This is a genomic window from Pseudomonas sp. FG1 (genome assembly GCF_034313875.1).
GTDB classification, from domain to species: Bacteria; Pseudomonadota; Gammaproteobacteria; order Pseudomonadales; family Pseudomonadaceae; genus Aquipseudomonas; species Aquipseudomonas veronii.
Genome location: NZ_JAVIWP010000001.1, coordinates 2,737,739 through 2,751,169, shown reverse-complemented (window position 1 = coordinate 2,751,169; position 13,431 = coordinate 2,737,739). Strand labels below are relative to the sequence as shown.

Annotated in this window: 14 protein-coding genes; 12 read left to right on the top strand and 2 right to left on the bottom strand. The window is 60.6% G+C overall.

Annotation, left to right across the window (positions count from 1 at the left end; all coding sequences use genetic code 11):
- Positions 1–298 precede the first annotated feature (298 nt).
- Complete coding sequence (locus RGV59_RS12640) at positions 299–2,476, top strand: hypothetical protein (protein WP_026139772.1); 2,178 nt, start codon at positions 299–301, stop codon at positions 2,474–2,476.
- Positions 2,477–2,697: 221 nt separating this feature from the next.
- Here RGV59_RS12640 and RGV59_RS12635 read toward each other — a convergent pair whose 3' ends face one another.
- A complete protein-coding gene (locus RGV59_RS12635) occupies positions 2,698–3,000 on the bottom strand; it encodes a DUF2288 domain-containing protein (protein ID WP_017844802.1) in 303 nt (100 codons plus the stop codon).
- Positions 3,001–3,341: 341 nt separating this feature from the next.
- Here RGV59_RS12635 and RGV59_RS12630 point away from each other — a divergent pair, with 341 nt between their 5' ends.
- The 9 genes from RGV59_RS12630 to RGV59_RS12590 all read left to right on the top strand — a co-directional run bounded on the left by RGV59_RS12630 (position 3,342) and on the right by RGV59_RS12590 (position 11,024).
- The gene (locus RGV59_RS12630) at positions 3,342–4,469 is read left to right on the top strand and encodes a branched-chain amino acid ABC transporter substrate-binding protein (RefSeq protein WP_017844801.1); all 1,128 of its coding nucleotides are present in this window, start codon (positions 3,342–3,344) and stop codon (positions 4,467–4,469) included.
- Between the two features lie 228 nt (positions 4,470–4,697).
- A complete protein-coding gene (gene livH / locus RGV59_RS12625) occupies positions 4,698–5,621 on the top strand; it encodes a high-affinity branched-chain amino acid ABC transporter permease LivH (protein ID WP_003231100.1) in 924 nt (307 codons plus the stop codon).
- Positions 5,618–6,871 (top strand): high-affinity branched-chain amino acid ABC transporter permease LivM, encoded by a 1,254-nt coding sequence (locus RGV59_RS12620; protein ID WP_017844800.1) that lies wholly within the window; start codon positions 5,618–5,620, stop codon positions 6,869–6,871. Before livH ends, RGV59_RS12620 begins: the two co-directional genes overlap by 4 nt.
- Positions 6,868–7,635: a high-affinity branched-chain amino acid ABC transporter ATP-binding protein LivG gene (livG, locus tag RGV59_RS12615; RefSeq protein ID WP_017844799.1), complete on the top strand. Its 768-nt coding sequence runs from the start codon at positions 6,868–6,870 to the stop codon at positions 7,633–7,635. Before RGV59_RS12620 ends, livG begins: the two co-directional genes overlap by 4 nt.
- Before the next feature lies 1 nt (position 7,636).
- Positions 7,637–8,338, top strand: a complete 702-nt coding sequence (locus tag RGV59_RS12610) for an ABC transporter ATP-binding protein (RefSeq protein ID WP_017844798.1) — start codon at positions 7,637–7,639, stop codon at positions 8,336–8,338.
- Between the two features lie 223 nt (positions 8,339–8,561).
- Positions 8,562–8,867: a DUF2282 domain-containing protein gene (locus RGV59_RS12605; RefSeq protein ID WP_017844797.1), complete on the top strand. Its 306-nt coding sequence runs from the start codon at positions 8,562–8,564 to the stop codon at positions 8,865–8,867.
- A 23-nt stretch (positions 8,868–8,890) separates the two neighbouring features.
- Positions 8,891–9,769, top strand: coding sequence for a DUF692 domain-containing protein (locus tag RGV59_RS12600; protein WP_017844796.1), 879 nt, complete (start codon positions 8,891–8,893; stop codon positions 9,767–9,769).
- Complete coding sequence (locus tag RGV59_RS12595; RefSeq protein ID WP_126585675.1) at positions 9,766–10,542, top strand: DNA-binding domain-containing protein; 777 nt, start codon at positions 9,766–9,768, stop codon at positions 10,540–10,542. Before RGV59_RS12600 ends, RGV59_RS12595 begins: the two co-directional genes overlap by 4 nt.
- The gene (locus RGV59_RS12590; RefSeq protein WP_017844794.1) at positions 10,539–11,024 is read left to right on the top strand and encodes a DoxX family protein; all 486 of its coding nucleotides are present in this window, start codon (positions 10,539–10,541) and stop codon (positions 11,022–11,024) included. The genes RGV59_RS12595 and RGV59_RS12590 overlap by 4 nt, the downstream gene beginning before the upstream one ends.
- Here the strand turns inward: RGV59_RS12590 and RGV59_RS12585 are convergent.
- Entirely contained in the window at positions 11,021–11,929 is a 909-nt protein-coding gene (locus RGV59_RS12585; RefSeq protein WP_017844793.1) for a LysR family transcriptional regulator, read from the bottom strand. The two genes, RGV59_RS12590 and RGV59_RS12585, sit on opposite strands and share 4 nt — an antisense overlap.
- A 104-nt stretch (positions 11,930–12,033) precedes the next feature.
- Between RGV59_RS12585 and RGV59_RS12580 the strand changes: the two genes are divergently transcribed.
- Together RGV59_RS12580 and RGV59_RS12575 are read left to right on the top strand one after the other, a co-directional pair.
- Positions 12,034–12,633, top strand: a complete 600-nt coding sequence (locus RGV59_RS12580) for a short chain dehydrogenase (RefSeq protein ID WP_017844792.1) — start codon at positions 12,034–12,036, stop codon at positions 12,631–12,633.
- A gap of 96 nt (positions 12,634–12,729) precedes the next feature.
- Entirely contained in the window at positions 12,730–13,401 is a 672-nt protein-coding gene (locus tag RGV59_RS12575) for a COG3650 family protein (protein WP_017844791.1), read from the top strand.
- Positions 13,402–13,431 lie beyond the last annotated feature (30 nt).

Here is a 13,431-nt window from a genome sequence, read left to right as displayed (position 1 = left end):
TGATGTCGGTCCGGGTGAGCTGCCCGCCAGCGCGATCATGAACATTTCCGCTGCCCGCAGCGGCGCCCACTTGCCTGCCAGAGCAATTCGCTGACGCCGAATCTTTGGCATTTCGCCATCATTTATCTAAAGAATGCCGGTAAACGGCCGATTCATCAGAGTCGGGCCGGGATTTCCCCTTGAAACGCTAGGGTTAAACCTATCGCCCCGGACCCGGACGCACTGTAAAGTCGCGAACTCCCACTCAGTGATGGCTTTTTAACATTTCACAGCCATCCGCCCAGGTACATGGCGCACAATGACTTCTAAAAATAACTCTGCCACCGTGGTCTCCGATGTGTTGCCGACAGCTCCTGCGGAAAAACCTTCAGGTTCGAAGTCATTGAGCAGCCCCCGTCCACTGGCGACCCAGCAATACCTGTACTTCACCGAGACCAATACCGACCGCATCCTCGACAACCTCGACGGCCTGCGCGACATGGTGTTCCCGCGCCTGCCCCATCAGGAAGTCGATGGCGAGCCGCGCAGCGAACAGGAATTCCCCTCGGTGTGCCTGATCGGCCTGGGCCGCTGCGGTTCGAACATTGCGCTGGACGTGGCCGAGCTGGTCTATAACGCACGCAAGTTCTACCTGAACGAATTCAGTACCGAAGACAAGTCGACAGACAAGGGCTACAGCCCCGCCCAATGGATTCGCAACAACCTGCGCCTGGGCGTCGGCAAGGCCAGCAAACCGGTGTTCCTGGTGGAGCCGCTGGTGATGCTGGGCGACCTGGACAAAGACATCGCCGGGCGCATCCGATTCTCGCGCAAGGGCGAAAAAAGCGGCTTCCTGCGCGATTACAGCAAGATGAAAATCATGGACCTCTCGGAAGTCCATGCCGGTGGCGCCGGTAACGCGCCGATCCTCGGCCAGTACCTGGCCAAGATCATCCTCAATAAAGACACCCAGCGTTTTTCCAGCCCCGACTGGAAGATGATCCATTCGTACCTGATCGACTCCTGCGGCATCAAGGCCAACCAGTCGCGCCTGTATTTCTCGATCTTCAGCGCCGGCGGCGGCACCGGCTCGGGCATGGCGTCGGAATTCGGCCTGGCCCAGCAGCATTCGTACATGAACAAGACGTTCGACACCAAGCCGGCCGACGAGCACGACAGCAAAAGCGGCCACGCCTTCGTTTTCGAACCGATCTTCACCAGCGGCATCTGCGTGCTGCCGAACATCTCCGACCACCGCAGCGAAATGTCCGAGGCGCTGCACATCAACGCCGGGCGGCTGCTCTGCAAGTATCTGTCGGAAGAATGGGATTTCTCGTACAACTTCGCCAATGAAGACAGCAGCGAAGCCAGCGTCAAGGGCCGTATCCGCCCGTGGAACGCGATGATGCTGATCTCCAACGACATCATGCGTTACGCCGAAGAGAGCGATGACGGCAATATCCAGAACATTGATGTCAATGCCATGGAAAAGCACGCCAACCAGTATATCTCGCAACAGATCTTCAACATTCTTACCGCCCAGGCGGTCACCACCGACTACGACCAGAACTACTTCCGTCGCGCCGGTATCGACATCGGCGAAACCATCCGCCTGGATGCCAACGACCTGTTCATGAGCCTGGCCGGCCCGGTGGCGATTGCCTACGCCGAATCGGTGGTCCCGGAAACCCCGGCGCCGTCGGGTGACAAGTTCAAGGTGTTCGACAAAGAGCCGCAGCGCCTGAACATCGACGACCTGTTCTTCCGCTCCATCGACCTGCCGCACTTCAACAAAGTCACCCAGGCCATCGAAGGCATCAGCCTGCTGCCGATCGAGTCCAAGCGCTACAAGGCTTCCCTGGAGCAGTACAAGAACTCCGGCTATGACGCGGCGGCGCTGCACGACCTGCACTTCTTCAAGAACTGCTCGTCGGTGGTGTCGATCGTGTCGCTGCCCAAGGACTACAAACTGTCCTACATGGACCTGAACCGCCTCAAGACCCACCTCAACAGCCTGTTCCCCAACACCACGCTCAAGCGCTACGCCCTGGTGATCGGCGCGTCGGCCAACCTGTCGCTGACCACCCTGATCGCCAAGAGCCCGTGCCTGTCGGATGATTTCCTGACGCTGATCGTGGCGTTCATCAAACGCTGCTTTGCGCGCAACCCGTACCGTTTCGACGACACGCTGGACAACTCGATCCTGGACTTCATCATCCACGAGGATTTCGACGAAGAGCGTATCGACGAACTGCTCAATGAGTTTGAAAACCCGGCGAAGATCCTCGACACCAACTGGTACGCGATCAAGCCGATGTATGAGAAGAAGTACCGTGAGTTGATCAATGACAAAGATAAGTTTGTCTCGATCAATGACATTCGCCTGTCACGGGATTGCGTGAAGAAGGCGATCAAGTACTTGCGTGAGATTTACCGTCATCGGATCGGCAAGACGAAGATTATTTCGTTGAACAACCATACCGGCAAAACCGCCTAGTTGTCTGTGGCGAGGGAGCACGCTCCCTCGCCACAGCGATCTGCTAACACCAAGAAACAATTCCCCGGGCATTTCGCCGTCGGCAAAACTGTTCCCGTGACGCGCACGTCACCCGCAGCTGTGACCTTTCTCCACGGCAAGATGCCATCACCGCATCAGCGGTTACTCCGCTACACACTTGCAGCGGCGCAAACTGCGCACCATTTTCGTGCAGGCTTTTCTTACGCTGCCCTTTCCTGGATCAGAATCCACGGCGAAACCACCACCGCCCACAGGCTCGGATCACGCTCCAGCAGGTCCAATGCCCGCGTCGCAGACACTTCGCCCAGGCTCCCCGAGGCCAGCCAGGCAGCGACTTTATCGCGCTGATCCTCGGCCATGCCTTCGGCCGCCTCGATCAAATCCAGGCCGGCGTCGACCCACAATAGGGCACCCTTGGCAAAGAACGGTTCGAGCTCCTTCCAGGAGATTTCGGCGGTTTCACCGAGCAGCTTGGCATAGAGGGTGCTAGGTTCTTGCGTCATGGGGATTCACCTTGGGAAAAAATCGGCGCAATCATAACGTCGTGTCTCTCGTAGAAAAACCCAGTTGCAAATGAGTGAGCGATTGAAAGCGTCAGGAAAGCCACGGATTGTCCGCCACTGCGGCAGCGTCCCGGCGCAATTCTGTCTTTTTCTTTCATTTAAGCGACACGCCCGGGTATTGCCCCCAGCAGCCAGCTTTTCAAGCGATCAACCGGCGCTCTACACTGTACCGGTACAGTTGCCAGGGCGCTGCCGGGGGGATATTCAAGATATCTGATCCGGTTCTGCAGCTCACAAGGCCGCTAGAACTATAAAAAAGACAACAGTAAGAGTGGAGCACTATGAATAAGGCTACTAAGCAGATTTCCAAACTGTTTGCCGCTATGGTCCTGGCCGGGGTTGCCAGCCATTCGTTCGCAGCCGATACCATCAAGATCGGCATCGCCGGGCCTAAAACCGGTCCTGTCACACAATATGGCGACATGCAGTTCATGGGTGCCAAGCAAGCGATCGCCGACATCAACGCCAAGGGCGGCGTCGATGGCAAAATGCTCGAAGCCAAGGAATACGACGACGCCTGCGATCCCAAGCAAGCCGTGGCCGTCGCCAACAAAGTGGTCAACGACGGCGTCAAGTTTGTGGTCGGTCACCTGTGCTCCAGCTCCACTCAGCCAGCGTCCGACATTTATGAAGACGAAGGCGTGATCATGATTACCCCGGCAGCCACCAGCCCGGAAATCACCGCCCGTGGCTACAAGCTGATCTTCCGCACCATCGGCCTGGACAGCGCCCAGGGCCCGGCGGCCGGCAACTACATCGCCGACCACGTGAAGCCGAAGATCGTTGCCGTGCTGCACGACAAGCAGCAATACGGTGAAGGCATCGCCACTGCCGTTAAACAGACCCTCGAGAAGAAAGGCACCAAGGTTGCCGTCTTCGAAGGCCTGAACGCCGGTGACAAGGACTTCTCCTCGATCATCCAGAAACTCAAGCAAGCCAACGTCGACTTCGTCTACTACGGCGGCTACCACCCTGAGCTGGGCCTGATCCTGCGCCAAGCCAAGGAAAAAGGCCTGAACGCCAAGTTCATGGGCCCAGAAGGCGTCGGCAACGACTCCATCTCGCAAATCGCCCAGGGCGCTTCCGAAGGCCTGCTGGTGACCCTGCCGAAATCCTTCGACACCGACCCGGCCAACAAAGCCATCGTTGAAGAGTTCGCCAAGAACAAGCAGGACCCAACCGGTCCGTTCGTGTTCCCGGCCTATTCGGCCATTGAAGTCATCGCCGGTGGTATCAAAGCCGCGAAAAGCGAAGACACCGCCAAAGTGGCCGAAGCCATCCACGCGGGCACCTTCAAGACCCCTACCGGCGATCTGAGCTTCGACGCCAAGGGCGACCTGAAGGACTTCAAGTTCGTGGTCTACGAGTGGCACTTCGGCAAACCGAAAACCGAAGTTTCCCCTCAGTAAGCCAGGCGTTACTGGTCAACAAGCCCACTGTGAGAGCAGTGGGCTTTGTTTTACGAGGTTTATGGGCCTGTCACCCGCGATCCGGGCGCTGGCTCACCTGAAAATCTTAAAACCGTCACCAGCGGTTCGCTGGCAAACGCTTTGCGCAAATGTGCTCACAGAACACAGCGCAGGGCCGGAACATGACTCCACCAGTGAAATGCGTATCGGGTTTTTAGGAGCGTTGTAATGCCTGAGATCTATCATTTTTTCCAACAGCTGGTTAATGGCCTGACCATTGGCAGCACCTATGCCTTGATAGCCATTGGCTACACAATGGTTTACGGCATCATTGGAATGATCAACTTCGCCCATGGCGAGGTCTACATGATTGGTTCCTACGTGGCCTTCATTGCCCTTGCCGGGCTGGCCATGATGGGGATCCACTCCCTGCCGTTGTTGATGACCGCCGCGTTCCTGGCGTCGATCGTCGTAACCAGTGCCTATGGCTACAGTATCGAACGGGTTGCCTATCGTCCCTTGCGTGGCAGCAACCGTTTGATCCCGCTGATTTCCGCCATCGGCATGTCGATTTTCCTGCAGAACACCGTATTGCTGTCCCAGGACTCCAAGGACAAGTCCATTCCCAACCTGATCCCGGGGAGCTTCTCCTTCGGCCCGGGCGGCGCACAAGAAGTGCTGATTTCGTACATGCAGATCCTGGTCTTCGTCGTCACCCTGGTGGCCATGCTGGGCCTGACCCTGTTCATTTCCCGCTCCCGTCTGGGGCGCGCCTGCCGGGCCTGCGCCGAAGACATCAAGATGGCCAACCTGCTGGGCATCAACACCAACAACATCATCGCCCTGACCTTCGTCATCGGTGCCGCGCTGGCGGCCGTCGCCGCCGTGTTGCTGAGCATGCAGTACGGCGTGATCAACCCCAACGCCGGTTTCCTGGTCGGCCTCAAGGCCTTTACCGCAGCGGTATTGGGCGGCATCGGCAGCATTCCGGGCGCGATGCTCGGCGGGCTGGTGCTGGGTGTGGCCGAAGCGTTTGGCGCCGATATCTTCGGCGACCAGTACAAGGACGTCGTGGCGTTCGGCCTTTTGGTTCTGGTGCTGTTGTTCCGTCCGACCGGCATCCTGGGCCGTCCGGAGGTTGAGAAAGTATGAGCAGATATCTTAAATCGGCGTTTTTCAGCGCCCTGTTGGTGTGGGCCGTGGCGTTCCCGGTACTCGGCCTCAAGCTGAGCATTGTCGGCATCAACCTGGAAGTGCATGGCACCGGTCCCGTGACCCTGACCATCATCGCCCTGTGTTCGGTGCTGATGTTCCTGCGCGTGCTGTTCACCCGGCAGGTCGGCGCGTTGTTCAAGGGCAACCGTGGCCCGCTGGTATCGCCCAAGGTCAGCCAATTCCTGACCCTGCCGCGCACCCAGCGCTACATCATCATCGGCCTGATCGTGGCCGCGCTGATCTGGCCGTTCTTCGGTTCGCGCGGTGCGGTCGACATCGCCACCCTGATCCTGATCTACGTGTTGCTGGGCCTGGGCCTGAACATCGTGGTCGGTCTGGCCGGCCTGCTCGACTTGGGTTATGTGGGTTTCTACGCCGTGGGCGCCTACACCTATGCGCTGCTCTCGCACTACCTGGGCTGGAGCTTCTGGATCTGCCTGCCCCTGGCCGGCATGGCGGCGGCGACGTTCGGCTTCCTGCTGGGCTTCCCGGTGCTGCGTCTGCGCGGTGACTACCTGGCCATCGTGACCCTGGGCTTCGGGGAAATCATCCGACTGTTCCTGCGTAACCTGACCGACATCACCGGTGGCCCCAACGGCATCAGCAGCATTCCCAAGCCGACGTTCTTCGGGCTGTCGTTCGAGCGCTCCGCGGCCGAAGGCATGCAGACCTTCCACGAGTACTTCGGGATTGCCTACAACCCGGTGAGCAAAGTGGTGTTCCTGTACCTGGTGGCGCTGTTGCTGGCCCTGGCCGCACTGTTCGTGATCAACCGCCTGCTGCGCATGCCGATCGGCCGTGCGTGGGAAGCGCTGCGCGAAGATGAAATCGCCTGCCGGGCCCTGGGCCTGAACCCGACCATCATCAAGCTGTCTGCGTTCACCCTGGGCGCCGCGTTCGCCGGTTTTGCCGGCAGCTTCTTCGCCGCTCGCCAAGGCCTGGTGACACCGGAGTCGTTCACCTTTATCGAGTCGGCGATCATCCTTGCCATCGTGGTACTGGGTGGCATGGGCTCGCAGTTGGGCGTGATTCTCGCGGCGATCGTGATGATCCTGCTGCCGGAAATGATGCGTGAGTTCAGCGAATACCGCATGTTGATGTTCGGCGCCATGATGGTGCTGATGATGATCTGGCGTCCTCAAGGCCTGCTGCCCATGCAACGTCCACACATGGAGCTGCGCAAATGAGCCGCGAGATCCTGAAAGTCGAAAACTTGAGCATGCGCTTCGGCGGCTTGCTGGCGGTCAATGGCGTGGCCCTGACCGTGAAGGAAAAACAAGTGGTTGCGCTGATCGGCCCCAACGGCGCCGGCAAGACCACGGTGTTCAACTGCCTCACCGGTTTCTACAAGCCCAGTGGTGGCAGCATCCTGCTCGACGGCCAGCCGATCCAGGGCCTGGCCGGTCACGAGATCGCCCGCAAGGGCGTGGTGCGGACCTTCCAGAACGTGCGGTTGTTCAAGGACATGACGGCGGTCGAGAACCTGCTGATCGCTCAGCACCGTCACTTGAACACCAACTTCTTCGCTGGTTTGTTCAAGACCCCAGCGTTCCGCAAGAGCGAGAGCGAGGCCATGGAATACGCGGAGTATTGGCTGGACAAGGTCAACCTCACCGAGTTCGCCAACCGCCCCGCCGGCACCCTGGCCTATGGGCAGCAACGTCGCCTGGAAATCGCCCGCTGCATGATGACCCGCCCGCGGATCCTGATGCTCGACGAACCGGCCGCCGGTTTGAACCCCAAGGAAACCGAAGACCTCAAGGCGCTGATCGGCGTGTTGCGTGAGGAAAACAACGCCACCGTGCTGTTGATCGAACACGACATGAAACTGGTCATGAGCATTTCCGACCACATCGTGGTGATCAACCAGGGCACGCCCCTGGCCGACGGTACGCCGGAGCAGATCCGCGACAATCCTGAAGTGATCAAAGCCTATCTGGGGGAAGCGTAAAATGCTGCAATTCGAAAACGTTTCCACTTTCTACGGAAAGATCCAGGCCCTGCACAGCGTCAACGTCGAAGTGCGCCAGGGTGAGATCGTCACGCTGATCGGCGCCAACGGTGCCGGCAAGTCGACCTTGCTGATGACCCTGTGCGGTTCGCCGCAGGCCCACAGCGGCAGCATCCGCTACATGGGTGAAGAGCTGGTGGGCCAGCAGTCGTCGCACATCATGCGTAAGAGCATTGCCGTGGTGCCGGAAGGTCGACGGGTGTTTTCGCGCCTGACCGTCGAAGAGAACCTGGCCATGGGCGGGTTCTTCACCGACAAGGGCGACTACCAGGAGCAAATGGACAAGGTGCTGCACCTGTTCCCCAGGCTCAAGGAACGCTTCAGCCAGCGCGGCGGCACCATGTCCGGCGGCGAGCAGCAAATGCTCGCCATCGGTCGCGCGCTGATGAGCAAGCCCAAGCTGTTGCTGCTCGACGAACCCTCCCTGGGCCTGGCGCCGATCATCATCCAGCAGATCTTCGACATCATCGAACAGCTGCGCAAGGACGGTGTGACGGTGTTCCTGGTCGAACAGAACGCCAACCAGGCGCTGAAAATCGCCGACCGTGCCTATGTGCTGGAAAACGGCCGGGTGGTGATGCAGGGCACGGGTGAGCAGTTGCTGACCGATCCGAAGGTGCGTGAGGCGTACCTCGGCGGTTAACACCCGGTTGCTAAATGTGGGAGGGGCTTGCCCCCGATGGCGCCATGTCAGGCACAGAATATGTGGCTGATATACCGTCATCGGGGGCAAGCCCCTCCCACATTTGTTTCGGGTGATCGCTGAAATTTTTTCAAACGGCTTGTAACGAATTCCAGCGTCCAGCCTCTAGTGGTACAAGCAGGCAATCATGCCCGCCGACTCATCCCACTGCTGGAGATACACCATGACCGTTAAACACCGTTCGCTGTCCGCTGCTTCCCTCGTCCTCGCCCTGAGTTCCGCCCTGAGCCTGTCCGCCTTGAGCACCAGCGCCCACGCGGCCGACGACATGCAGAAATGCTTCGGCGTCGCCGAAGCCGGCAAGAACGATTGCGCCGCCGGCGCTGGCACTTCCTGCGCCGGCACCTCCAAAACCAAGGATCAGGCCAACGCCTGGAAACTGGTCCCGGCCGGCACCTGCACCCAAACCCCAAGCACCACCTCGTCGACTGGCTTCGGCCAGGAAGCGGCCTTTACCGCCAAGTCCTGAAGCAGCCCGCAGCCTGAGTACTGATGATGACGCTTTCGTTCCTGCAAACGCCCTCAGCGGCTCAGGTGCCCGGCCTCCCCCTGCGGGCCGGGCTGGGGCTGAAAAACGAGCACTTCACCGAAGTGCTCGACACCTGCCCCGATATCGGTTTTTTTGAAGTGCATGCCGAAAACTACATGGTGGCCGGCGGCCCGTTTCATCACTACCTGGGTTTGATTCGCGCGCAGTACCCGCTGTCGCTGCACGGCGTAGGCCTGTCCATCGGCGGCGAAAGCCCGCTGAACCGTGAGCACCTGGCACGGCTGGCAACACTGATCGAGCGCTATCAACCCCAGGCCTTTTCCGAGCACCTGGCCTGGTCGACCCACGGCCCGGTGTTTCTCAACGACTTGCTGCCCCTGGCCTACGATGTCGCCAGCCTCAATCGAGTGTGCGAACACGTTGATCAGGTTCAGAGCACCCTCAAGCGGCCAATGCTGCTGGAGAACCCATCGACCTATCTGCAGTTCCAGCGCTCGACGCTCGACGAAACGGACTTCATCGGCGAAATCATCCGCCGCACCGGTTGCGGCCTGCTGCTGGACGTGAATAACGTCTATGTGTCGTGCATCAATCATCAGCGCGATCCGTTGACCTACATCGACGCGCTGCCCTTGCACGCCGTGGCTGAGATTCATCTGGCAGGCTTTGCCGAAGACACCGACAGCCTGGGTGAGCGCCTGCTGATCGACGATCACGGCGCGCCCATCGATAACGCTGTCTGGCAGTTGTACGAACACGTGCTCGCGCGTACCGGCCCGGTGGCCACGCTGATCGAAAGGGATAACCAGGTACCGGCCTTCAGCGTGCTGCTGGCCGAGGCACAGCAGGCCGAACGGCACTTGTCGCGGGGCCGCCCATGAGCCTTCTCGAAGACTTTGCCGCCGCCCTGCTGGCGCCGGACCAAGCCTGCCCGGCCGGCCTGTTCAGCAGCAACGGCGCCGACCCGGCCAGCCGATTTGCGGTGTATCGCAACAATGTCCACGGCTCGTTGATCAACGCGCTGGCGACTGCTTACCCGGTGACGTTGCAACTGGTGGGCGATGCGTTTTTCCGCGCCATGGCCGGCTGCTACGTACAGGCATGCCCGCCCGGCAGCCCATTGATCAGCGAATACGGCGCGACATTTTCCGGTTTTATCCAGGGCTTTGAACCGGCCGCGAGCGTGCCTTACCTGGCGGATGTAGCGCGCCTGGAACGCTTGCGGGTCCGTGCCTATCACGCGGCGGATGCCCCCGCGCTGGAACCGCAGGCTGTTCTGCAGCAACTGCAAACGCACACCGAGCTGGGCACATTGCACCTGCAACTGCACCCATCCCTGGCCACGCTGGACTCGCGCTACGCCGTCGTCGCGGTGTGGGCGGCGCACCAGACCGAGGGCGCGATTGCCACGTTGAATCCCTGGCATGCCCAGGGCGCCCTCGTGTTGCGCCGGGGCCTGGAGGTCAAGGTGTTCGCCATCGACAGCGGCTCGGTGGCGTTTATCGACAGCCTGAACCAGGGCGCGGTGCTGGAGAAGGCGCTCGCGCACGCACTCGAGGCCTCAGCCGAGTTCGACCTGCACCAATGCCTGGCGTTGCTGATCAACCAAGCCGCCATCACTCATCTGTCTCTGGAACACAAGGTATCGCCATGAACCCTCGATCAACGCGCCTGATCAACCGGGCCATCCAGCTTTTCGAAAAAATCCCCTACAGCTTGATCGCCTTTCTCGCACGCTTCTCCATCGCGGCGGTGTTCTGGAAGTCCGGGCAAACCAAAGTCGAAGGCTTTGCCATCGACTTGATCAGCGGCACCTTCCAACTGGGCGAGCCGCGCCTCGCCGCCTCGACGCTGCCGCTGTTTCGCAGCGAATACAAGCTGCCCTGGCTGTCACCGGAAGTGGCCGCGCACATGGCGGCATTTGCCGAACACTTCTTCCCGGTGCTGATCCTGCTGGGCTTGGCCACACGCTTCTCGGCCCTGGCGTTGATCGGCATGACCCTGACCATTCAACTGTTCGTGTACCCCGATGCCTACCCGACCCACGGCACCTGGCTGGCCGTCCTACTGCTGTTAGTGGCCAAAGGCCCGGGTCGCCTCTCCGTCGACCACCTGATCGCCCGCCGCTATCGCTAGAGTCGGTCGAGGGCTTCGCCGCTGCGCTTGAACCAGTCCACCAGGTAGTCGGCCAACACTTGGGTGCGTCGCGGTAAGCCGCCCTGATAGGGATGCACCAGGTACATCGGCAGGCTCCGCGTCTGATAATCCCGCAGGAGCCAGCGCAATCGGCCGTCAGCCAGTTCCGCCGGTAAAACGTAGGAAGGCAGCCGCGCAATACCAGCGCCCACCAGGGCGGCCTTTTTCAACAGGTTGTAGTGATTGGAAGCGAAGGTCCCGCTCACCCGCACGCGTAGCAGCTCGTGCTGCTGGTGGTACAGCCACTCTTCGCGGCCGCTGTAGTGGCTGTTCAGCAGGCAGGTGTGGGACGCCAGATCGGCTGGGGTCAGCGGTTCGCCGTGCTGCTCCAGGTAGGCCGGGCTGGCACAGGTCATCTCGTGCCAGGCCAACAACGGCTTGGCCACCAGGCGCTGATTTTCGATGGCGCCCGAGCGTACCCCCAGATCAAAGCCATCCCGCGCCAGGTCGCGGTAGCTGTTGTTCAGCTCCAGTTCGATCTGCACCTGCGGGTAGTGCTCGGAAAACTCCAGCAACAAGCCGTCGAAGAAGGTTTCGCCCAACGACACCGGAACCGTCATACGCACCGGCCCGGCCAAGTCGTCCTTGAGCCGGGCCAGCGCCTGACGTGCCCGTTCGACCTGCGCCACCAACGCCTGCGCCTGGGGCAACAACGCAGCGCCGGCAGCGGTCAGGCTGAGCTTGCGCGTGGTGCGATGCAGTAACACCACCGAGTACCCCGCCTCCAGCTGGCTGATGCGCTTGGACAGTTGCCCTTTGCTGCAGCCCAGTTGCTCAGCCGCCACAGTGAAACTGCCGGCCTCGATCAATACGGCAAACGCCGCCAGGTCATCCATCTCGCTCATGGATTGTTTCCATTTGAAAACCAAAGGTTGCCTATTAGCACGTTTATCCACTTGAAAAGCCACACTAGACTGAACCCTCACTTACCCACTGGAGAAACAGCACGATGAAAATCCTATTGATTGGTGCCAGCGGCACCGTGGGCTCGGCGGTCAAGGCGGAACTGGCGCAGCGTCACGAGGTGATCAGTATTGGTCGCAGCAGCGGCGACTTCCAGGTGGATATCAGCGACAGCGCCTCGATCCGTCGGCTGTTCGAGCAGACCGGCCGGTTCGATGCCTTGGTCTGCGCCGCAGGCAGTGTGAATTTCGTCGCGCTGGGTGAGATGAGCGAAACCGATTTCGAACTGGGCCTGCGCGACAAACTGATGGGCCAGGTCAACCTGCTGCTGATCGGCCGCGAGTACGCCAACGACGGCGCCTCGTTCACCTTTACCAGCGGCATCCTCAACCGCGACCCGATTCGCACCGGCGCCTCGGCGGCACTGGTCAATGGCGCACTGGATGCATTTGTGAAAGCCGCGGCAATCGAATTGCCACGGGGCCTGCGCGTCAATTCCGTAAGCCCGACAGTGCTGCTGGAAGCCATGGGCAGCTATGCACCGTACTTTCGCGGGTACAAACCGGCTGCGGGCGCCGATGTGGCACTGGCCTACGCGAAAAGCGTCGAGGGCTTGCAGACCGGCCAAACCTTTATCGTAGGTTGAACGCCAAAGCTGTAAGAAATGCCTGAAGCTGGCGCGTGGGCTTGTGATGCACCGCCAGCCTGCGTAACGTGGCGGCACTTGTCAGGAGACCCGATAATGCGTGCCGCCCGTACCCTCATGCTGTTTGCCTTGCTCCCCTTGTTCACCGCCTGCCAGTTGTTCGAAAGCGAGCCGGCCAAACCGTCCACCGCCGGGCTGACCCGCATGCAGGGCGAGCTCACGGCAGTCGCCGGCAAGCTGTTGTTCCAACCGTGCCACGACCAGCGCAACTACGTGGTCAAGGACACCGGCGGCACCAGCATCCTGCAGGAAGCCGCGTCCCTGGCCGGCCAGCAAGGCGCACTGTTTGCCGACCTGCGCGGCAAGTTCTCCGGCGTCGCTGCCGGCACCCAGGGCGAAGTGGAGCTGCAACAGCTGTACCGCGTCGAGCGCTCGACCTCGGCCTGCGATGATCCCGACTTCAAGCGCATGATCCTGCGTGCCAACGGCCACAAGCCGGCCTGGGCGCTGAACGTCACCGCCAAGGGCATGGTGCTGGAGCGCGAAGGCCAGCCGCCGCTGCCGGTTCCCTATGTCGAGGAACAACTGGGTGACGGGCGTTTCAACCTGATGACCGAAGCCAATAACCAGCACATCGAACTGTGGGTGGCCCCCCAGCGCTGTGTCGACAGTGCCAGCGGCAGCCTGCAACACATGACCGCCGAGTTGCGGGTCAACGGTCAAGTCCAGCGTGGCTGCGCGGCTTTCGGCGGTTCGCGCGACGATTGATGCGGGCCCGCGCTGTTTTAACATGACGGG